This is a genomic window from Sphingomonas flavalba, from assembly GCF_004796535.1.
Lineage (GTDB): Bacteria > Pseudomonadota > Alphaproteobacteria > Sphingomonadales > Sphingomonadaceae > Sphingomonas_L > Sphingomonas_L flavalba.
In genome coordinates this window covers 281,011-301,588 of the sequence record NZ_SPHY01000002.1, presented here as the reverse complement: position 1 = coordinate 301,588, position 20,578 = coordinate 281,011, and the positions used below count along the sequence as shown (strand labels likewise).

Sequence of the window (20,578 nt, the reverse complement as noted above, 5' to 3'; positions counted from 1 at the left end):
ATGCCCGTCGACCACCAGCAACTGCGCGAGCGTGCGCGGCGCCGCCTGCCGCACTTCCTGTTCCACTATATCGAGGGCGGCGCTTATGACGAACTGACGCTCCGCGCCAACCGATCGGCGCTGCAGTCGGTCCGCTTGCGCCAGCGAGTGATGTGCGATGTGTCCGCAATCGACACGACGACCCGGCTGTTCGGCCGCGACATGCCGTTGCCGCTTGCCCTCGGCCCGGTCGGCTTGGCGGGGATGTGCGCGCGGCGCGGCGAGGTGAAGGCGGCGCATGCCGCCGAGCGGGCCGGCATCCCCTTCTGCCTGTCGACCGTTTCGGTCTGCGACATGGCGGAAGTGGCGGCGGGCACGTCGACGCTGTTCTGGTTTCAACTCTACATGATCCGCGACCGGGCGTTCATGGTCGACCTGCTGGCCCAGGCGGCCCGGCACTGCACGGTTCTGCTGTTCACGGTCGACATGCCGGTGGCCGCCACCCGCCACCGCGATTTCCGCTCCGGCATGTCGGGTGCGCCGGGGCTGCGCGGCGCGTTGCGGCGTGGTTTCCATGCCGCGCTTCGGCCGGGCTGGAGCTGGCGCGTCGGGCTGCGCGGCCGGCCGCATGTCCTAGGCAACCTGGTGCCGGTGCTCGGCCGACAGGCGGGAACGGAAGATTTCGCTGCCTGGATCATGCGCAATTTCGACCCATCGGTCACGTGGGACGACCTGGCCTTCGTCCGCGCGCATTGGCCGGGGCCGCTGGTGATCAAGGGCGTGCTCGATCCCGACGACGCGGAGGCTGCTGTTGCCGCTGGTGCCGACGGCATCGTCGTTTCCAATCACGGCGGCCGCCAGCTCGATGGCGCACCGGCGACCGCCGAGGCGCTGCCCGCGGTAGCCGCCCGCGTGGGCGGGCGGGTGACGGTGCTGGCGGACGGCGGCGTGCGCTCCGGGATCGATCTGTTCAGGATGCTGGCGCTGGGTGCCGATGGCGTGCTGCTCGGCCGGTCCTGGGTTCATGCGCTGGCGGCGGAGGGGGAGCGGGGCGTGTCCGCGCTCATCGAGGGCTTCGGGCAGGATCTGCGAGCGGCGATGGCGATGACCGGCCGCCGCCGGCTGACCGACATAGATTGCGGTGCGCTGATCCGCGTTCCGCTCCACGACGGCGAGGAGACGTCGAGATGACCGGCGTTGCGGGCCGCGAGCTTCCTTATCCCGCCACAGGCACAGCGTGGCGCGTCGTCGTGCTGCTGTTGCTCGCCTATATCGTCGCGGTCATGGATCGGCAGATATTGAGCCTGATGGTCCAGCCGATCCGGCGGGACCTGGGCATCACCGACACCCAGGTCAGCCTGCTCCACGGCTTCGCCTTCGTCATTACCTTCACCGCGCTCGGCCTGTTCTTCGGGCGGGTGGCGGATCGCGGCAACCGCCGCAACCTGATCATCATCGGCATGTTGATCTGGTGCCTGGCCACCGCCGGCTGCGGCTTGGCCCGCAATTTCGCCGAGCTGTTCGCCGCGCGCATGGCGGTGGGGGTAGGCGAGGCGGCGTTGTCCCCGGCCGCCTATTCGCTGATCGCCGACTATTTCGCGCCCGAGCGGCGGGGCCGGGCGATGGGCGTCTACACGATGGGAACGTTCGTCGGCTCCGGCGTGGCGATGATCGCCGGCGCGCTGGCTATCCTGTCGACGATGGGCGGCAGTAGCGTGCAAGTGCCGATCATCGGCCCGATGACCAACTGGCAGGCAGCATTCATCGTCGTCGGTCTGCCCGGCCTGCTGGTCGTCGCCGCGATGCTCTCGGTGCGGGAACCTGTGCGGCGCGAGCGGGCGACGACGGGCGCGGCGCCGTCCACCCTGCGGTTCCTGCGCGCCAATATCGGCGTGCTGTCGGTGGTAATCGCCGGCCTGGCGTGCAACGCGCTTGCCAGCTTTTCGCTGATAAGCTGGACGCCGACGGTGTTCATCCGGCTGTTCCGGTGGGAAGCAAGCACGATCGGCGTCGTTTACGGCCTGATCCTGGCGGTACCGGGTGCGGCCGGGATCATGTTTGCCGGCTGGCTGGCCGACAGGATGGCGAAACGCGACGGCCCTCGTCCGCTGGCCCTGGCCTGTTGGGCGCTGGCGCTGGTGATTCCGACATCGTTGTGGGTCGGGCTGGCCGTCAGCGAAGGTGTGTCGCTCGCGGCGCTGGCGGCCAGCAGCTTCCTCCTCGCGATGCCGACCGGGCTTGCGCCGCTCGCGCTCTACCAGTTGACGCCGAACGAGCATCGCGGCCAGTTGATCGCGATCTATCTGCTGGCGGCGACCGTGGTGGGGCTTGGCGCCGGGCCGACGATCGTCGCGGCCACCAACGCGCTGCTGTTTGCCGACGACATGATGATCGGCCAGGCGATGGCGATCGTTACCACGCTGGCCGCCATCGTCGGCTTCGGCCTGTTGGCACTGGCGGCACGGCTGACCCGCGACCGCAGGACGTTTTAGGCGTCCAGTCCTGCCCGATGAAAGCTGGAGTCGGGCGTGCCGTATGTCCCGGAGGCTCCTGCTTTCGCGGGAGTATGTTGAGGTGGAGTGCGATCGGGCAGTGGCGTCTAGCGTTCCAGCTTGGTCGCCAGGATGATCGAGGTGGTGGTGCGCTCGACGCCGTCGAGCAGGCCGATCTGGTCGATCAGCTCGTTCATCTGTGTGCCGTCTTCGGTCTCCAGCACGGCGATGATGTCGTATTCGCCGCTGATCGCGTGGATCGCCTGGATCAGGGTGATTTCGGCCAGCGCCTGTTCGACCTCTCGGTGGAAGCGCGGGCGGGTCTTGATCATCATATGCGCGCGCAGGCGGCTGGCGACGAAGGCCGACCCCAGCCGGACAGTGTAGCCGGCGATCACCCCCTCCGATTCCAGCCGTGACAGGCGGGAATAGAGCTGCCCGCGCGAGATGCCGAGATCCTTCGCCAGTTGGGCGATCGACTGGCGCGCATCCTCGCGCAGCCGGGCGAGCAGTCGTTCGTCGATATCGTCGAGCACCGGGCGGGGCGTCGCCATCATTCGCTGATCCTTTCGTCGGCGAAGATCGCGGTGGCGGGGGCGGTGTTTGCAGTCATCCTGCCCCTGTACATGCCGAGATCGTTTATGGCGAAGGCCGGCTGCCCGTCCGGCCCCATGGCGATCAGGCCGCCGTCGCCGCCGATCGCTCCGACCGCCATGATCGTCGCCTGCGCCGCGTCGGCCAGGCTTTCGCCGTGCCAGGCGACCCGGTCGCAGAGCTGGCGGGCGGCGCTTTCGCGGATGAAATATTCGCCGGAGCCGGTGGCGGAGACGGCGCACTGGCCGTTCTTCGCATAGGTGCCGGCGCCGATGATCGGCGAATCGCCGACCCGACCCCAACGCTTGCCGGTCATGCCGCCGGTCGAGGTTGCGGCGGCGAGGTTGCCGTCCGCGTCCAGCGCGACCGCGCCGACAGTGCCGAACAGGTGGGTCGGGTCGACCGCCGTCTGTGGCTTGCGGCGCCAGGTCTCCAATTGCCGCCAGCGCTCCTCGGTACGGAACCAACTGGGGTCTACTTGTTCCAGGCCCTGTTCGGCCGAGAAGCGGTCGGCACCGGCGCCGATCAGCATGACGTGCGGACTATGGTCCATCACCGCGCGGGCGAGGTCGACCGGATGGCGGGTGCGGGTGGCGCCGGCGACGGCCCCGGCCTTCAACGTCCTGCCGTCCATGATCGCGGCGTCCAGTTCGTTGCGGCCTTCGGCGGTGAACACCGCACCGCGCCCGGCGTTGAACAGCGGGTCGTCCTCCAGCACCCGGACCGCGGCGGCGACCGCGTCGAGCGCCGGGCCGCCGCGGTCGAGCACGGCGCCGCCGGCGCGCAGCGCCTGGTCAAGCGCAGCGCGGTAGGCGCGCTCCTTGTCCGGGGTGAGGGTGGCGCGTTGGACGACGCCGGCGCCGCCGTGGATGGCAAGCGACCAGCGCGGCACCTCCGCCAGCCCGCCGGCCCGCGCCGCGTAGTGGCGCACGAAGCTGGGTCGCTCGACCGTGCCGGCGGGCAAGTGGATGATGGAACGCGTGTCGATGCCGGTCACCCGTATGCGCGGCGCGTTGAGCGGGCCGCGCCGGTCCAGGCCGCGCAGCGCGGTGCCGTCGACCAGCCAGGCGCCGCCGCCCGGCTCCGTTGCATAGATGCGACCGGTGCCGTCCGGTTCGACCGCCAGCGCCGCGCTTTCGTCGACACCGAGGCCGAGCATCGCCGGCTGGTCGGCGGGAAGCGATTCCTGCGCTTTCGCGACGAAGGCGAACAGCCGGCCGAGCCGGTCACGTTCCTTGAAATGGGTGTCGGTGACGATGCCCTTCAGCAGCGCGATATGGAGGAAATCGCCCTCGATCGTGTTGGCCGGGCCGAACGGCGCGGCGAGCGCTTCCGGGCTGGTGATGCTGCCGTCGTCCATTGCGCCGTAGAGCCGCTCGCCGAGGATCGCCAGCCCGGCGCTGGTCCCGGCCAGCGGTTTGCCGGCGGCAACATGGGCGTCGAGGATTTCGGCCACCGGCGTGCCGCGCCAGTAGCGGACGTAGCGGGCCTGGTCGCCGCCAGCGATGAAGATGCCGTCCGCCTTCCTGAGACTGGTGAGTATCTTCGGATCAGTGGCGGCGGTGCGGCTGGCGAAGACGAAGGTTTCCGCCGACTGGATGCCGCCGACGTCGCGATAGAATTCCTCGCCGATTTCCGGCCCCTGCGACGCGCGCAGGATGACGATATGGCCGTGCCCGGCCTTGGCGGTGAACCAGCGCATCGCGTCGAGGTTGCGGTCGCCGCCGCCCATCAGCAGCAGTCCGCCGGAAACCGGGGCAGGAGTAGGGGTGGAAAGCGTGCCGATCACATGGCGCCGATAGGCCGGCTCGCGCGCCATCGCCGGCGACAGGACCAGCATTGCCCCGGCTATGAGTAGCGCAGCCATCCGAAACGGCGTGGATCGCAGCATGGTCTTTCTCCCCCTCGTGCCCATCCCGTGACAGGCATATTGAAACTCGTATGTTACATAATGAGCGCACAAAAAAACAATATGATCGTTGATTATGTCATAATGATTGAAATATCCGGGGATTCCTGCGAGCGTGGCATGGCTAGGAGAGAAAGGGTCGGGAATGCCCGCCCTTATGCGACAAGGGGGCATCGCCATGAATGCTGTTGAACGCCGCGCATTTCGCATCATGCTGGGTATTGGGTGCTGCCTGCCGGCATTGGCTGCGCCGGCATATGGCCAGGCGAACGAGGCGCCGGCTGCCGCTGCCCCGGACGAGATCATCGTTACCGGATCGCGCATTCCGACGATTCGCGACGAGGGGCCTTCTGCCGTCACCGTGATCGACTCGAATGCGATTCGCGCCAACGGCTACACCACCGTTCCCGAACTGCTGGCGTCGATGACCCAGAACAGCGGCGAGACGATGAGCCCGCAGTCGGGCAACAGCGCAGATTTCACCCCGGGCGCGCAGCAGGTCGACCTGCGCGGCCTTGGTCCCAACCACACGCTGGTGCTGGTCAACGGCCGGCGCATCGCCGATTTCCCGCTGCCCTATGTCGGGCGCAGCAATTTCACCGATATTTCCAATATTCCGGTCAGCCTGATCGACCGTGTCGAGATATTGAGCGGCGCCGCTTCCGCCATTTACGGATCGGACGCGATCGCCGGCGTGATCAATTTCAAGATGAAGGAGAAGCTGGACGGCGTCACCCTCGACTACCGCTACGGCCGCACCCAGCACGGCGGTGGTGCATCGCACAGGATCACGGCGACCGCCGGCTGGTCCACCGACCGCTTCACCATTGCCGGCGGCATCGAATATATCGATCAACGGCCGCTCTGGGCGTATAGCCGCAGCATTCAGGACGGCACCGACGACAGCCCGGTCGCGTCGACGGCGATCCCGCGTCGCACCTTCCTGCGCATCGACGAGAATGTCGATTATATCGACCCGCCGGTGGGCGCCTGCGACGCGCTGGCCGGACTGAATTATGGGTCGATCATCACCGCTTTCCGGCCGCGCTACGGCAATTATTGCGGCAGCAAGACGTCGATCGGCTACGGCACCATCGTTTCCGGCCGCAAGGGGTTCAACAGCTTCGGCACCATGTCCTACGAACTGTCGGACAATGCCAAGCTGTTCGCCGATTTCCAGCTGGGGATCAGCAAGCTGCGGCTGATGTATGACGTGACCAGCTGGGCGTTCGAGCAGACGTCGAGCAGCTCGGACAACTATTTCTTCAATGCCTTTACCGGGCAGCTTGAGGACTGGTCGCGCCAGTTCACGCCGGAGGAGACCGGCGGGCTGCAGATGCAGCACACCAAGCAGACCACCTACAGCATCACCCCCGGCATTCGCGGCGATTTCGGCAAGAGCTGGAATTACGAACTGTCGTTCAACTACAGCCGCTATTCGTCGACCGTGCGCTGGCCGCAGATCGTCGGCAAGAAAGCGCAGGATCTGTTCCTGGGGCCGCGCCTGGGCATCGACGCCGGCACCGGCTACCCGATTTACGATGCTGATCCGACACGGCTCTACACCGCGCTGACCCGCGCCGAATATGACAGCATTTTCGCCTATACCACCTATCGCCCGTATAGCTGGACCAACAACCTTCAGGCGACGCTAACCAACGGTGAGCTGTTCCAGCTACCCGGCGGAGCGCTGGGCGTCGCGCTGGTCGCCGAATACGGCAAGCAGGGGTACAATCTGCGGCCCGATCCGCTGGCGCTGACCGACTACTACTATAGTTGGCAGGACAGCGACGGCGTCGGCAAGCGCAGCCATGCGGCAGTCGGCGGCGAGGTTCGTGCACCGGTGATCGACGGCGTGACGCTGACCGGCGCCGCCCGCTACGACCGCTTTGGCTTCGCCGGCCGCAATGTCGGCAAGTTCACCTACAACGGCGGCATCGAGGTGCGGCCGGTGGAAAGCCTGCTGTTCCGCGCCGCCTATGGCACTGCGTTTCGGGCGCCGGATCTGCATTATCTGTTCACCGGCCCAGGTAACGTCGAAACCAGCGTCAACGATTATCGCCTGTGCCAGGAGAACAACCAGGCGATCGATGAGTGCGATTATGCCGATACCGGCGTGGTTGCCAGTCGTTCGGGCAACCGCGACCTGAAGCCGGAAACCGGTCGTACGCTCACCGCCGGCATGGTGTTCTCGCCGACGCCGCGCCTGCATCTGTCGGTCGACTATTTCCGCGTCACCCTGACCAACCAGGTCGACGATCTGGATGCCGAGCGGCTGATGCGGATCGAGGCGGATTGCGTGCCGGCAACCCCCGGCGGTGCGGCAACGCTCGATCCGAACTCGCCAAGCTGCCAGGACGCCTTCGCCCGCATCAAGCGCTTCTCGGGCGGCGCGCTGGACGGGCAGGTCGCGTCGATCCTGATCAATCCGGTCAATATCGCCCGCGAGAAGACCAGTGGCATCGACGTCGCGCTGCGCGGCACGCTGCCGACCGGGATCGGCGATTTCACCCTGTCCATCGGGCACAGCCATGTGTTCAAGCACAGCTTCCAGCAATATCCGGGCGATCCGGTGATCAACAAGCTGGCATACGACAGCAGTTATTACATCCCGCGCGACAAATCGAACGCCAGCCTGACCTGGTCGCAGGATGCGGTGAAGTTCACCCTGTCCGGCACCCGGCTCGGCAAGCTGCCCAATTATGACGAGGACGCCTATATCAAGGCAAGCTACCTGTTCAACGCGACGCTGCAGTATGATTTCACCGATTATCTGCGCGGATCGCTGACCGTGCGGAACCTGCTGGACAAGATGCCGGTCAAGGACCCGACATGGTCGTCCTATCCTTATTACAACGCCAGTTGGTATGACAGCGTCGGCCGCAGCATGTTCCTTCAACTGACCTACAAGCTGGGCGGCGCGGCGCTGTAAGGCGGATTGAAGCCAGGTTAAGCTTCCGTGCTCCTGCGCAAGCAGGAGCACGGAGAGGCGACTCAGACGGTATCTACTCGCACGGCAATTGGAGGTGTTGCCCGTTTAGAGCGGACGGACCAGGCGGATGGCGCGTGCAAGCCAGGGCGGATCGGCGACGACTTGCTGGCGGGCGCCGGCGCCGAGCGGCAGCAGGTGCAATCGCTCGCCGTCGCGACCGATCAGCCGGCCGAACAGGAAGCGCCCAGCCGGGCGCGGCACCAGCACGTCGCAATTGAGCGCCGTCGCGAAGGCGTCCGGTGCCAGCCGGTCGCACCAGATCTCGTCCCCGGCGCGATAATCGCCGATCCCGGCCTCGACCAGCAAGGCGACCAGGCCGGGGGTGGGAAGCGGCGGGGCCACGGCACCGGCGTGGCGGGGGGCGTGGGCGCCGTCCGCGGCGAGGATCGCGGCGACCGGCAGGTCGGGCCGCTCCGGTAGCTGGACGAGGTCGGCGGCGGTGACGCCGAGTGCGTCGGCGATCCGGTTCAGCCAGGCGACCGAAACCGTACGGGTGCCGGTTTCGAGCCGCCCGATCGTCTGCGCCGTCGTCGGCGGCCGGCAGCGGGCGGCGACATCGGCCAGGGTCAGACCCCGGGCGCGGCGAATCTCGCGGATGGCGGTAATCATCGGCAATCCTCACCAGATAGGATTCGAACCTTATTGGTTCCTCTCTTTCCTACATAATTGCCGACATGGCAAGACGGCGGTGGACATGAGAATGGGAGGGCGTGATGGCGACGAGCGGGATCAGGCGGGACGGGGCGCGGTTGCTGGCGGAACGGGCGGTGCGCGCGGACGGCGGGGCAGAAGACCGGGCGGGTGCGGCGGCGACGCGGGTGGTGACGGTGAACGTGGCGGAATCGCCGCTGGTCTGGCTGCGCGCACGCGGGCGGCTGAGCGCCCGCCAGTTCGACGCCAGCGAGCAATTGCGTGCCGACTGGGAGCGTGCCGGGCTGGCGCCGCGAGTGACAATGCGCTGGGACGGAGCGGGGCGGGGTGATCGGGGCGGGGCGGCGCCCGATCCGGCGCTGGCCGCACTCGATGCCAAGAGGCGGTTCGAGGCGGCGATCGCCGCGGTGGGCCCCGGCCTCGCCGACATCGCCTGGCGGGTCGTGTGCGCCGGCGAGGGACTGGCACCGGCGGAGCGGGCGCTGGGTTGGCCGGCGCGGGCGGGCAAGCTGGTGCTTGGCCTGGCGCTCGACCGGCTCGCCGATTTCTACCGGATCGGCGGGGCGGGGGGCCGCCCGCGCTGATCCGGCGAAGGGCGCGTCGGTTTACTTGTTGATCGCGTCCTTGGTTTCCTGGCTGGCGGATTTCAGGTCGTCGCCGGCGCCGGAAACCGTATTGCACGCCGACACGGCGAACGCAGCGGCGACCAGCGCCACGGCGATGATCTTACGGGTCATATCCTGTCTCCTCGTCCTATGGCTCCCCAGCCGGGGAGGCGTGAAGGAGACAATGCGCGGGCGCGCATTTCGTTCCGATACCGAAATAAACGAATTGGACCCGGAACCGCCGCCGGGGGGGATGGCGACGACTCCGGGTCCGTTCCTTGGATAGCGAGAGCGGGGGGCAAAAGGTCACTATCCGTGCCGTAGAACGCCCGATGTGAGGGCGGGTTCCCGGCATTTTCGCATTTTTCGGAACGGCACGATCAACTGCCGGCCATCCGCGTGAAAACAATGGCGTAGCTGGACGATAGCGGGTCGACATGGAGCGGCGCGCGCAACTGGCGGGCCAGTCCCTCCAGCACCCGGCCATAGCGTTCATCGAGCCGGGCGCGCAGGCGGCGGCTGTCGGTAAACGCGGCGGAGGTGATGGTCAGCCGGCTTTGCCCCGGCGCGTCGGTCGCGGTGACGGTGATGCGGATCGCGGCGGTCGGGTCGGTCAGCATCGCCAGTTCGACCAGTTCGGTGATCAGGAAGGCGAGCGCGACCGCGACATCCTGGGTGACGTGATCCGCCGTCGCCTCGACGCTCAGCTCCATGCCCGACGCCGTCGGCGCAGTCGCCCGCAGGCTGGCGGCGATTTCGCCGACCAGCGGCCGAAGGGCGACGCCGCGGCTGTTCTCCAGCTCCGCATAATGGTTGCGGTGGACGACGGCGAGGGCGTCGACGCGCCGCTGGATCGACGCATAGGCGGCGATGGTTTCAGCCGACTTTGCGCCGCGCGCGTGCAGGTTGATCAGGCTGGCGATGATCTGAAGGTTGTTCTTGACCCGGTGGTGGACCTCGCGGGTCAGCCGGGTCTGTTCGCGCAGGCCGAGCGCCAGCTCGGTTTCGTGCGCGGCGAGCGATTCGGTGATCGTCCTGAACGTGTCGCCGAGCGCACGGATCTCGCGGGCCGGCGTGGCGAGCTTGCGCCCTTCGCCGAACGGCTCGCCCGGCTGGAAGGATTCGATCGCGGCGCGCAGTTCCGCCAGTGGCCGCAGCACCAGCCGGTCGACGACCAGCCAGCCGATCAGCGAGGCTGCCACCCACATCAGTAACGGCACGAGCATGGTCAGCAGTTGTGGCGGGGTCAGCGGGATTGCCCGGACCTGCATTGTCAGCGCCAGGTCGGTATTGCGGATTCGGTTGGTCATCTCCTCCGACCGGGAGAGCGGCGGCAGGCGGGCGGTGTCGGCGAGGACGGCGACATGGCGACCGTCAGACATCTCGAGCCGGTAGGGTAGCTGGAAGTCGAGCGGGCGTGCGAGGCGGGCGAGCTGGTTTGTGGTCAGCGCGACGGCGCCGGCATGGCCGCCTATTGCGCCGGTCAGCCCGATCTGCAGCACGTTGCCGTCGAGTACCAGCGTTGCTGGCGGGCCGAGCGGCCCGCTGCCGCGTGCTGGCGCTGTTACCCCCGGCGTGCCGCAGATTGGATTGCCGGCCGGGTCGACGAGGACGAAACTGGCGGAGTCGCCGGCAGCAGTGTGAATGACCGTCCGGGTGCGGGTACAGACGCTCTCGGAAGGCTGCCCGGCGTCGAGAGCGAGGGTCGCGGCGCGTATCGCCTCTATATCAACGGCAATTTCGGAGGCGACCCTCCGCGTGCTTTCGCTGAGCGCGACGCGCAGCGCCGCGCGACGCTCAAGATCGGCGGTACGGCTGGTCTGCAGCGAGGCGAGCAGGATGATCAGGCCGAGCGGCAGCAGCGCAACACTGAGCAAGCCCAGCATCTTGGCGGCGGTAGACAGCCGGCCCAGTCGGTCGAGAATGCCGTCGGGGGGCGCGGGCGCCAGGCCGCTCACCTCAGTCAGCCGTCAGTCCAGCTTCCGCAGAAGTTCAAGCATGTCGTCGGGCACGCGCTCGTCCACGGCCTGCTGATACACCGTCCGCAGTGCGCGGCCGATGCTGCCATTGGCATTTTCGACATCCCGCCTGCGTCTCTTGCCTTTTGTGCCCGGTGCCCGGTTGGCGGTGTCGGAAACCAAGGCAGACCCCCCATTCATGTACGCCGTTTCCAGCATGTCATTCTCTCACCCGTCTCGGCGGCTACCCGGGGGCCGTCGAGCACACTATCTGTAACTGCGGTGAAACCAAATCACCGCTTGTTTGTTCCACGTCAATTGCGCTTTCTGTGTGAAAAGCGGACATTCAACTCTGGCCGGGGGGCGAGGGCCTGCCCCAATCCCCTTGGCTGCGTGACGAGTCAGCAAGAAAAAGGAGTGCAGGAACCCATGTCGCTTGGCCAGAAACTGGCGCCCCATCTGCCCTTCCTGCGCCGCTATGCGCGGGCTCTGACCGGTAGCCAGTCCCACGGGGATTCCTACGTAAAAGCCGCGCTGGAGGCGATCATCGAGGCGCCGGAGCAGTTCCCCGCCGATGTCGACCCACGGCTTGGTCTCTATCGAACATTTCAGGCGATCTGGAGTTCCGCCAACCCCGAATTGGACGACGGCGGCGCGCAAGCGGTGGGGCGCGAAGGCATCGCCAGCGCCCGGCTCAGCCGGATCACGCCGCTGTCGCGCCAGGCTCTGCTGCTGACCGCGATGGAAGGGTTTACCGCCGAGGACGCTGCCTATCTGGTCGATTCGACCCCGGCCGAGGTCGACGAACTGGTCGCCGATGCGCTCGCCGAGATCGCGCGGCAGACCCGGTCGCGCGTGCTGATCATCGAGGACGAACCGATCATCGCGATGGACCTGGAGACGATCGTGCGCGATCTGGGCCACGACGTCACGGGTATCGCCGTGACCCGAGACGAGGCGGTGGCGCAAGCGCTGGCCGATCGGCCGGGGCTGGTGCTGGCTGACATCCAATTGGCGGACGACAGTTCCGGCATCGACGCGGTCAAGGACATCCTGGCCCGCTTCACCGTACCGGTCATCTTCATCACTGCCTTCCCCGAACGACTGCTGACCGGGGAGCGGCCGGAGCCGACCTTCCTGATTACCAAGCCGTTTCAGCGGGCGACGGTGAAGGCGGCGATCGCTCAGGCGCTATTCTTCGACACGGAAACCGTTCCGGCATAGAAACGGGTGGAACCCAACCCGTGAAAAGGCGTTCTGCTGCCGAAATGGAGAGGAGCGTGTGCGGCCATGCAGGATGAGGAAATACATCGCAGCAAGACCGAAGCGCGCGCCGGGATCACTCCGCATGTCGTGCGGTATATCCTGCTGATTTCACTGGCACTGGCAGTGCTGGCGATGATCGCCGCCGCGCTGGTCAACTGATCGGACTTGCATGACTGCGACATCGGATAGCGTCGAGGCGCCGGCGCCGCCGCACCAAAGCCTGTCGGACGCTGACTTCAAGACGGAATTGTCGATGGTCATCCCGCATCTGCGCGCCTTCGGGCGCTCATTGTCGGGCAACCGCGACACTGCCGACGATCTCGTTCAGGAAACGCTGATGAAGGCGTGGGCGGCGCGCAAGCGGTTTCAGGCGGGCACCAACATGCGCGCTTGGACCTTCATTATCCTGCGTAACCTGTACCTGTCGCAAATGCGTCGGGCGCGCTTTCGCGGTGAATGGGACGATCTGGTTGCCGACCGCATCCTCGCGGCACCGGCCGGACAGGACAAGCAGATCGAGCTCGCCGACATGCAGCGCGCGCTGCTCCACCTCCCGCAGCCGCAGCGCGAGGCGCTGATCCTCGTCGGTGCGGGTGGTTTCGCCTACGAGGAAGCGGCGGAGATCTGCGGCGTCGCCGTCGGCACGATCAAGAGCCGGGTGGCGCGCGGTCGTGTCGCGCTAGAAGGGTTGCTGAACGGCGGCACCCTGCCGTCACGGCGTGACGGGCCGTCGAACGGCGGGCGCAGTGCCCTCGATACGATCATGGCGGAAGTCGACGAGCTGAGCGGCCAGCACTGAGCGGCGTCTCGAGCACCGAAAATGCGCCGGTGGACAGCGCCCCATTGCCTCTCGCCGCCGGGCACGCGAAACAGCGCCGATGACCGACACGCCCACAGACGGCATCGCCGGCGCGCTCGCGCGGGCGGAGCGCCATTCCCCGTTCCTGCGCCACGCGCTCGGCCGGCGACCGGACATAGTCGCGCTGCTCGCCGATGGGCCGCTCGATGCGGCGCTGGCGCTGGCTTGGCGCGGCGACGAGGACCCGGATGCGCCGATCGCGCGACGGCTGCGCCGGTTGCGCGAGGGGGTGATGCTGGTGCTGGCGATCGGCGACCTTGCCGGGGCCTATACGCTGGAACAGGTGGTCGAGCCGCTGTCCGATCTGGCCGACCAGGCGCTGGACGCGGCGATCGCCGCTGCTGTCGCCGAGCGCACGCCGGACGCCGAACCGCGTGGCTTTGCGGTGATCGCGCTCGGCAAGCACGGCAGCCGGGAACTGAATTTTTCCTCCGACATCGACCCGATCCTGTTGTTCGACCCCGAAACCCTGCCGACCCGGCCGCGCGAGGAGCCGGAGGAGGCGGCGGTCCGGATCGGCCGCCGGATCGTCGAACTGTTGCAGGCGCGCGATGCCGACGGCCATGTCTTTCGCGTCGACCTGCGCCTGCGCCCGGCGCCGGAAGTGACGCCGATCGTGCTGCCGGTCAACGCGGCGATCAGCCATTACGAATCCAGCGCGCTGCCGTGGGAGCGGGCCGCTTTCATCCGCGCCCGCGCCTGCGCCGGCGACCGGGCGCTCGGCGGCTATTTCCTTGATGCGATCCGGCCGTTCGTCTGGCGGCGGACGCTGGATTTCGGCGCGATCGGCCAGATCCGGGCGATGTCGTCGCGCATCCGCGACCACCATGCCCAAGGGCAGGTCCTCGGCGCCGGATACGACCTGAAGCGCGGGCGCGGGGGGATCCGCGAGGTTGAGTTCTTCGCCCAGATCCACCAGATGATCCACGGCGGGCGCGAACCGGAACTGCGCGCGCCGGCGACGCTGGCCGCGCTCGCCGCGCTGGCCGATGCCGGGCGGATCGACCCGCGCGATGCGACGGCGCTGGCCACCGCCTACCGTGTGCTGCGCACTGTCGAGCACAGGCTGCAGATGGTCGACGATCGCCAGACCCACAGCCTGCCGGTTCAGGCGGAAGCGCTGGACAATGTCGCGGCGCTGCACGGACTGGCCGACGGGGCGGCGCTGGTCGCCGCGCTCACCCCGCATGTTGAGCGGGTCGGTCATGTCTACGACGCACTGGACGACGGGTCTGCGCCGCGGCTGCCGCGCGACCCAGCGCTGCTGGCGGCCGCGCTGGCCAAGGCCGGCTTTGCCACCGACGCGGCGGCGGCGCGGATCACGCGTTGGCGCGACGGCACGATCCGGGTGCTGCGCAGCGAGCCGGCGCGCGCCGCGCTGGAAGGCGTGCTGCCGGTGCTGGTCGCGGCGTTCGGCGCGGCGCCGGACCCCGACGCGGCGATCAACCGGTTCGACGCGCTGGTCGGCGGGCTGCCGAGCGCGATCAATTTCTTCCGGCTGATGGAGGCGCGGCCGGGCCTGACGCGGATGGTCGCCGACATATTGAGCCACGCGCCAACGTTGGCCGAACAGATCGGGCGGCGGCCGGAACTGCTCGACGGATTGATCGACGCGACCGCGCTCGCCCCGCCGGGCGACGTGCCCGCGCTGGTCGCGGCATTCGCCGCCGGCGAAGAGGGCGAGGATTATCAGGCGCTGCTCGACGGGGTGCGGCGCCGGGTCAACGAGAAGCGCTTTGCGCTGGGCGTGCAGCTGATCGAGGGCGGGCGCGATCCGCTAGCGGTCGCCGCCGATTATTCGCGGGTAGCGGAGGCGGCGCTGACCGTGCTCGCCGATGCGGCGGTCGCCGCGTTCGAGGAAGCACACGGGCGAGTGCCGGGCAGCGAGCTGGTCATCCTCGCCCTTGGCCGGTTTGGCGGCGAGGCGCTGACCCATGCGTCCGACCTTGATCTGGTCTATCTGTTCACCGGCGATTTCACCGCCAGTTCGGACGGGCGGCGACCGCTCGACGCCACGCTCTATTACAACCGGCTGGCCCAGCGGGTCAGCGCCGCCCTGTCGGTGCCGACCGCCGCCGGACCGCTTTACGAGGTCGATACCCGGCTGCGCCCGTCCGGCAATCAGGGTCTGCTGGCGGTGTCGTTCGATAGTTTCGCCCAGTATCAGCGGGAGAGCGCCTGGACCTGGGAGCATATGGCGCTGGCTCGTGCCCGGCCGGTCTATGGCTCGGCGGAAGCGCGGGAGGCGCTGGCGGGGATCGTCTCCGACGTGCTCCATCGCTCGCGTGAAGCGGGTGAGGCGCAGCGGGCGGCGGCGGAGATGCGGGCGGAAATTACCCGTCACAAGCCGCCCGCCGGCCCGCTCGACGCCAAGCTGGTTCCCGGCGGGCTGGTCGATCTGGAGTTCTGCGTCCATGTCGCGCAGCTTGAGAACCGCGCCGGCTTCGACCCGCATCTGCCGGGTGCGATCGCGGCGCTGGCCGCCGCCGGGCACCTGCCCGCCGCGCTCGGTGAAGCCAATGAGATGCTGACGCGTTTGCTGGTCGTGCTGCGGCTGATCGGACAGGAGCCGGCGCCGGCGACCCAGGCACTGGCGGCACGGGCCTGTGGCTTTGCCGACTGGGCGGCGCTGCTTGCCGCCTATGCGCGGGCGCGGCAGACGGTCAGTGCCCTGTGGCGGCCGATCGCTGCCAGTATCGAGGAGGAGATAAGGCCATGATCCAACCCGGTGAGCGCGCCCCCGACGTGCCGTTCGCGCTCGGCGATGTCGGCAGCGGCAAGATTTCCGATTATCTCGGCCGCCCGCTCGTCCTGTATTTCTATCCCAAGGACGATACCAGCGGTTGCACCCGCGAGGCGTTGGACTTCACCGCATTGGCCGGGGAATTCGCGGACGCGGGCGTCCAGTTGCTCGGTGTGTCGCGCGATTCCCTCGACTCCCACCGCAAGTTTGCAGCCAAGCACGGGCTGAAGGTGACACTGGCCAGCGACGAGGACGGCGCGCTGTGCGAGGCATTCGGCGTGTGGGTGGAAAAGAACCTCTACGGCCGCAAATATATGGGGATCGAGCGCGCGACCTTCCTGATTGATGCGGACGGCAAGGTTGCAAAGGTCTGGCGCAAGGTGAAGGTCGCCGGCCATGCCGAAGCCGTGCTGGCGGCGGCAAAGGCGCTCGGCGATTGACGCCGGGGGAGCGGGCGAGCGTTGCCGACGCTGCCCGTGCGGTGCTCGACGCTGCCGATCCGGCCGTGAAGGTGAAGGCGGCGCGCGCGGCGGCGCGAGCGCTGCACGCCGGGCGACTTGCGCTGCGTTTCGATACGGCGATGCCCGACCGGCCGGCGCGCCCGGACCGTCCGTTGCTGCTGTCGCCCGGCCGGATGCCGAAGCGGGGGAGGGGCGGGTCGCTGCGCGGGCGGATCGCGCTGCTCCACGCGATCGCCCATATCGAATGCGTTGCGATCGACCTGGCGTTCGACATGGCCGGGCGGTTCGGTGGCGGCTTCCCGCCTGCGTTCGTCGCCGACTGGTTTCGCGTCGGCGCGGAGGAGGCGATGCACTTCGCGCTGCTCCAGCGCCGGCTACGCGCGTTCGGCAGCCATTATGGCGCGTTTCCGGCGCATGACGGGCTATGGGAAGCGGCGGCGGCGACGGCGGGCGACCCGGTAGCGCGGCTGGCGGTGGTACCGATGGTGCTGGAGGCACGCGGGCTGGACGTGACGCCGACGATGATCGCGCAATGCGAGGCAGCTGGTGATTCGACGACGGCACAGGTTCTCGCCCGCATCCTGCGCGACGAGATCGGCCGTGTCGGCATCGGCACGGCGTGGTTTCGATACGCCTGCGAATCGTCCGGGCTCGACCCGGTGACGCAGTGGAAAATGCAGGTCGAACGCCATGTTCCGGGCGCCATTAAGCCGCCATTCAACGACTCGGCGCGCGGCGCAGCCGGTTTAACGCGCGATTATTACACCGCTATTGATCTACCCACCCGGCCAAGACACACCGTCAATACCGAATGCGGGGGGCTTGATCCGCACTCGCTGGAATAATCAGGCGTCGACCCGATGGGCGGCGCAAGAAAAAGGTCGCGCCGCATCGCTATGGTTCTCTTGTCGTCCAGCTGTAACGATCGCCGTGCCGTGCGGTTCCCGATTTCCGCCTGCATCTGGGCTGCCGCGCTGTCCGGCCTTATCGCGACCACGCCGGCTCTTGCCGCTGGCGAAACGGCAGCGCCGACCGACGCGACCGTAGACGGCGGAACCGGCGGTCCGTTCGAAGCGATCGACGCGAGCGCTGGCGACCCGCAGTTCAAGGCGCTGTTCCAGTCCTGGTCGCGCAGCGACAATGCCAGCCAGGGCGTGATGGCAGTCCCGTCGCGCAAGCCGGTTGCTGAAATGGCGTTCAGCAGCATGTACGGCGTTCGTTCCGATCCGTTCCGTGGCGGTGCGGCGATGCATGCCGGCGTCGACATCCCCGGCCCGACCGGTACCGAAGTCTACGCGACCGCCGACGGCATGGTCGAGCGGGCCGGCTGGAACGGTGGCTATGGCAATCTTGTCGAGCTAAACCACGGTCGTGGCGTTCAGACCCGCTACGGCCATCTTTCGCGTATTCTGGTTGCGCCCGGCGCGCGGGTAAAGCGCGGTCAGTTGATCGCCCGCGTCGGTTCGACCGGCCGGTCGACCGGCCCGCATCTGCATTACGAGGTGCGGCTCGACGGACGGGCGGTGAACCCGATGCCGTTCCTGCAGTCCGCCGATTACGTGCTGGCCGTGCGCGAGCGCACCGGCAGTAGCGCGCTGGCGCTGGGCGGCCCGGCCGAGTGACCTTGCGGCGCGCGGCCTGCGCGCCTATCTCCGGGGGGTGAGCGAAACCCCTACCATGGACCTGACCGGATCGGCCGCCGCGCGCGTCGCGGCGATCGCTGCGCGTCAGGGCAAACCCGCCATCCTGCGTCTTGCGGTTGAAGGCGGCGGCTGCTCCGGCTTTCAGTATCGTTTCGGCCTGGCGGACAGTGTCGAGGCCGACGACATCCGCATCGAGCGCGATTCGGTCACTCTGGTCGTCGACCCGGTCAGCCTTGACCTCGTGCGCGGCGCCAGTGTCGATTATGTCGAGGATCTGGGCGGTGCGGCGTTCAAGGTCACCAACCCCAACGCCGCGTCCGGCTGCGGCTGCGGATCCAGCTTCTCGGTCTGAAAACGCGCCCTTGCTCTGGCGCCACAGCGCCGGCTGGGGCATGACCGGGCGATGCGCATCGTCACCTACAACGTCAACGGCATCAAGGCGCGGCTGCCCCGCCTGATCGAGTATCTTGCCGAGCAGCAGCCGGACATCGTCTGCCTTCAGGAATTGAAGAGCAGCGATGAAACCGTGCCGGAAGCGGATATCCGCGCCGCCGGCTATGGCGTTGCCTGGCACGGGCAGAAGGGGTTCAACGGCGTCGCTATCCTGACCCGCGGGGCAGAGCCGCAGGCGGTTCGGCGCGGTCTGGCCGGAGACCCGGAAGACAGCCATAGCCGCTATATCGAGGCACGGGTCGGCGATATCGTCGTTGCGTCGCTCTACCTGCCCAACGGCAACCCGCAGCCGGGACCGAAATTCGACTATAAACTGGCGTGGATGGAACGGCTGGCGGCGCGGGCCGCCGAATTGCTGGCGCGGGAGGTGCCGGTGGTGCTGGCCGGCGATTACAACGTCATCCCGACGCGCAGCCACGACGACACCTATTCGGTGCGGGCAATGGCCGAGGATGCGCTGATGCAGCCGGAAAGCCAGCAGGCGTTCCGCCGATTGCTGACGACGGGCTGGACCGATGCGCTGCGCGCGCGCCAGCCTGAGGGGGCTCTCTATACCTTCTGGGACTATCAGGCGGGGGCGTGGCAGCGCGACGCCGGTTTCCGTATCGACCATCTGCTGCTCAGCCCGGAGGCGGCTGACCGGCTGACCGCCGCCGGTGTCGACAAGGCCTATCGCGGGCGGGAAAAGGCCAGCGACCACGCACCGACCTGGATCACCCTGCGGTAAAGGCGGTGCTGCTACGAAGCGGGTGCGCGATGTGAAGAACGCCGCGCCCGGCAGCGTTACAGCGCTTTCTCAAAGACCACATATTGCTTATTGATCTTGCTTTCGATTGCGTCGGCGATGGCGATCATACCCTGGTTGTCATCGAGCACCCAGCCGATCTCGCCGCGGCTGGCGCCGTACCGGGCGATCGCATCGCGGCGGATATATTCGATCATCATGAAGGCAAGCTGGCTGGCCAGCCGCGACGATTGCAGGCGGCTGACCACGCCCATCAGCGGCACGCGCATTGTCCGCGCCCGCGGCTTGCGCAGCCATAACAGCAGCTTCGCCCAGCCGAACGGCAGCAGTGCACCGTTGAGTGGTTTGATCGCTTCGTTCAGGTCGGGGAGCGTCATCATGAACGCAACCGCTTCGCCGTCGACCTCGGCGATGCGGATCAGGTCCTCGCGGACGATCGGCTTCAGCTTCTTGCCGACATCGGCGATTTCGGCGTCGGTCAGCGGTACGAAGCCCCAGTTGTGCGACCACGCATCGTTCAGAATGCCGAGGATGACCGCCGCTTCGTCAGCGAAGCGGCGCTTGTTGACCTGGCGGATGCGAATGCGCGCGTTCTTTTCGCCGGCGGCGACGATCCGCCCGACGATTGGCGGGAAGCCGTTGGTGATGTCCAGCTCATAGGTGCTGAGCGTCTTGACCGGGCGGTAGCCGGCGCTTTCGATCCACGCGCGGTAGCGGGGATCGGCATGGCCCATCATCACCGTCGGCGGGTGGTCGAAGCCGGTGACCAGCAGGCCCGGCTCCTCCCAGATCGACAGGCTCATCGGGCCGAGAACCCGGGTCATGCCGCGCGCGCGCAGCCAGTCCTCGGCGGTCGCGATCAGCGCGTGGGCGTCCGCTTCATTGTCGGCATCCATGAAACCCCAGAAGCCGGTGCCCGGCCCCATGCCCTGTTCCGGCGGCTGGGCCAGCGCCAGCCGATCAATATGCGCGGCGATCCGGCCGACCACGCGGCCGCCCCGCCGGGCGAGGAACAGCTGCACCTCGGCATGGCCGAAGAACGGGTTCTTCGCCGGATCGAGCATGCCGATCGCCTCGCCGCGCAACGGCGGCACCCAGTTCGGGTCATTGGCGTAATGCTGGAAGGCGAAGGCGACGAAGGCGGCGCGGCCGGCCTTGCCGTCGGCGGGGGCGATGGTGAGCGCAGATGTCATTGCCGGGAGCTAGCCCAAGCTTGGCCGCTTGTCAT

General features: G+C 67.8%; 20 protein-coding genes. 13 read left to right on the top strand and 7 right to left on the bottom strand.

What is annotated here, in order from left to right:
• Together E4A53_RS03360 and E4A53_RS03355 are read left to right on the top strand one after the other, a co-directional pair.
• Positions 1 to 1,170 carry an L-lactate dehydrogenase gene (locus E4A53_RS03360; protein ID WP_136161695.1) on the top strand — a complete coding sequence of 390 codons (1,170 nt, stop codon included), beginning with the start codon at positions 1 to 3 and terminating at the stop codon, positions 1,168 to 1,170.
• Positions 1,167 to 2,471, top strand: coding sequence for an MFS transporter (locus E4A53_RS03355; RefSeq protein ID WP_136161694.1), 1,305 nt, complete (start codon positions 1,167 to 1,169; stop codon positions 2,469 to 2,471). Before E4A53_RS03360 ends, E4A53_RS03355 begins: the two co-directional genes overlap by 4 nt.
• Positions 2,472 to 2,578: 107 nt before the next feature.
• On the opposite strand, the gene E4A53_RS03350 is transcribed toward E4A53_RS03355, so the two are convergent.
• Positions 2,579 to 3,028, bottom strand: a complete 450-nt coding sequence (locus tag E4A53_RS03350; RefSeq protein WP_206366212.1) for an Lrp/AsnC family transcriptional regulator — start codon at positions 3,026 to 3,028, stop codon at positions 2,579 to 2,581.
• Entirely contained in the window at positions 3,025 to 4,932 is a 1,908-nt protein-coding gene (locus tag E4A53_RS03345) for an isoaspartyl peptidase/L-asparaginase (RefSeq protein WP_239018111.1), read from the bottom strand. Before E4A53_RS03345 ends, E4A53_RS03350 begins: the two co-directional genes overlap by 4 nt.
• Positions 4,933 to 5,215: 283 nt before the next feature.
• Here E4A53_RS03345 and E4A53_RS03340 point away from each other — a divergent pair, with 283 nt between their 5' ends.
• Positions 5,216 to 7,906, top strand: coding sequence for a TonB-dependent receptor plug domain-containing protein (locus E4A53_RS03340; protein ID WP_239018110.1), 2,691 nt, complete (start codon positions 5,216 to 5,218; stop codon positions 7,904 to 7,906).
• A 105-nt stretch (positions 7,907 to 8,011) separates the two neighbouring features.
• Here the strand turns inward: E4A53_RS03340 and E4A53_RS03335 are convergent, their stop codons facing one another.
• Positions 8,012 to 8,575, bottom strand: a complete 564-nt coding sequence (locus tag E4A53_RS03335) for a helix-turn-helix domain-containing protein (protein ID WP_136161690.1) — start codon at positions 8,573 to 8,575, stop codon at positions 8,012 to 8,014.
• A 104-nt stretch (positions 8,576 to 8,679) separates the two neighbouring features.
• Between E4A53_RS03335 and E4A53_RS03330 the strand changes: the two genes are divergently transcribed.
• Positions 8,680 to 9,201 carry a DUF6456 domain-containing protein gene (locus tag E4A53_RS03330; RefSeq protein WP_239018109.1) on the top strand — a complete coding sequence of 174 codons (522 nt, stop codon included), beginning with the start codon at positions 8,680 to 8,682 and terminating at the stop codon, positions 9,199 to 9,201.
• Between the two features lie 21 nt (positions 9,202 to 9,222).
• Here the strand turns inward: E4A53_RS03330 and E4A53_RS03325 are convergent, their stop codons facing one another.
• From E4A53_RS03325 to E4A53_RS03315, 3 genes are all read right to left on the bottom strand, one after another.
• Positions 9,223 to 9,354: an entericidin EcnA/B family protein gene (locus E4A53_RS03325; RefSeq protein ID WP_136161689.1), complete on the bottom strand. Its 132-nt coding sequence runs from the start codon at positions 9,352 to 9,354 to the stop codon at positions 9,223 to 9,225.
• 248 nt (positions 9,355 to 9,602) lie between these two features.
• On the bottom strand, positions 9,603 to 11,180 hold the full coding sequence (locus E4A53_RS03320; protein ID WP_136161688.1) for a sensor histidine kinase: 1,578 nt from the start codon (positions 11,178 to 11,180) through the stop codon (positions 9,603 to 9,605).
• Between the two features lie 12 nt (positions 11,181 to 11,192).
• Positions 11,193 to 11,399: a NepR family anti-sigma factor gene (locus tag E4A53_RS03315; RefSeq protein WP_136161687.1), complete on the bottom strand. Its 207-nt coding sequence runs from the start codon at positions 11,397 to 11,399 to the stop codon at positions 11,193 to 11,195.
• Positions 11,400 to 11,609: 210 nt separating this feature from the next.
• Between E4A53_RS03315 and E4A53_RS03310 the strand changes: the two genes are divergently transcribed.
• The 9 genes from E4A53_RS03310 to xth all read left to right on the top strand — a co-directional run bounded on the left by E4A53_RS03310 (position 11,610) and on the right by xth (position 19,332).
• Positions 11,610 to 12,404 carry a response regulator gene (locus tag E4A53_RS03310; RefSeq protein ID WP_136161686.1) on the top strand — a complete coding sequence of 265 codons (795 nt, stop codon included), beginning with the start codon at positions 11,610 to 11,612 and terminating at the stop codon, positions 12,402 to 12,404.
• A 66-nt stretch (positions 12,405 to 12,470) separates the two neighbouring features.
• On the top strand, positions 12,471 to 12,605 hold the full coding sequence (locus E4A53_RS14990) for a hypothetical protein (protein ID WP_275401792.1): 135 nt from the start codon (positions 12,471 to 12,473) through the stop codon (positions 12,603 to 12,605).
• A gap of 10 nt (positions 12,606 to 12,615) precedes the next feature.
• Positions 12,616 to 13,245 carry a sigma-70 family RNA polymerase sigma factor gene (locus tag E4A53_RS03305; RefSeq protein ID WP_136161685.1) on the top strand — a complete coding sequence of 210 codons (630 nt, stop codon included), beginning with the start codon at positions 12,616 to 12,618 and terminating at the stop codon, positions 13,243 to 13,245.
• Between the two features lie 79 nt (positions 13,246 to 13,324).
• Positions 13,325 to 16,024, top strand: coding sequence for a bifunctional [glutamine synthetase] adenylyltransferase/[glutamine synthetase]-adenylyl-L-tyrosine phosphorylase (locus E4A53_RS03300; protein ID WP_136161684.1), 2,700 nt, complete (start codon positions 13,325 to 13,327; stop codon positions 16,022 to 16,024).
• Positions 16,021 to 16,488 (top strand): peroxiredoxin, encoded by a 468-nt coding sequence (locus tag E4A53_RS03295; protein WP_136161683.1) that lies wholly within the window; start codon positions 16,021 to 16,023, stop codon positions 16,486 to 16,488. Before E4A53_RS03300 ends, E4A53_RS03295 begins: the two co-directional genes overlap by 4 nt.
• Complete coding sequence (locus E4A53_RS03290; protein WP_239018108.1) at positions 16,485 to 17,354, top strand: ferritin-like domain-containing protein; 870 nt, start codon at positions 16,485 to 16,487, stop codon at positions 17,352 to 17,354. Before E4A53_RS03295 ends, E4A53_RS03290 begins: the two co-directional genes overlap by 4 nt.
• A gap of 90 nt (positions 17,355 to 17,444) precedes the next feature.
• On the top strand, positions 17,445 to 18,131 hold the full coding sequence (locus E4A53_RS03285; RefSeq protein ID WP_239018107.1) for a M23 family metallopeptidase: 687 nt from the start codon (positions 17,445 to 17,447) through the stop codon (positions 18,129 to 18,131).
• A gap of 55 nt (positions 18,132 to 18,186) precedes the next feature.
• Positions 18,187 to 18,504, top strand: a complete 318-nt coding sequence (gene erpA, locus E4A53_RS03280) for an iron-sulfur cluster insertion protein ErpA (RefSeq protein WP_136161772.1) — start codon at positions 18,187 to 18,189, stop codon at positions 18,502 to 18,504.
• Positions 18,505 to 18,555: 51 nt separating this feature from the next.
• Positions 18,556 to 19,332 (top strand): exodeoxyribonuclease III, encoded by a 777-nt coding sequence (gene xth / locus E4A53_RS03275; protein ID WP_136161681.1) that lies wholly within the window; start codon positions 18,556 to 18,558, stop codon positions 19,330 to 19,332.
• Positions 19,333 to 19,388: 56 nt separating this feature from the next.
• Here the strand turns inward: xth and E4A53_RS03270 are convergent, their stop codons facing one another.
• A complete protein-coding gene (locus E4A53_RS03270) occupies positions 19,389 to 20,543 on the bottom strand; it encodes an N-acetyltransferase (RefSeq protein WP_136161680.1) in 1,155 nt (384 codons plus the stop codon).
• Between the last annotated feature and the right edge of the window lie 35 nt (positions 20,544 to 20,578).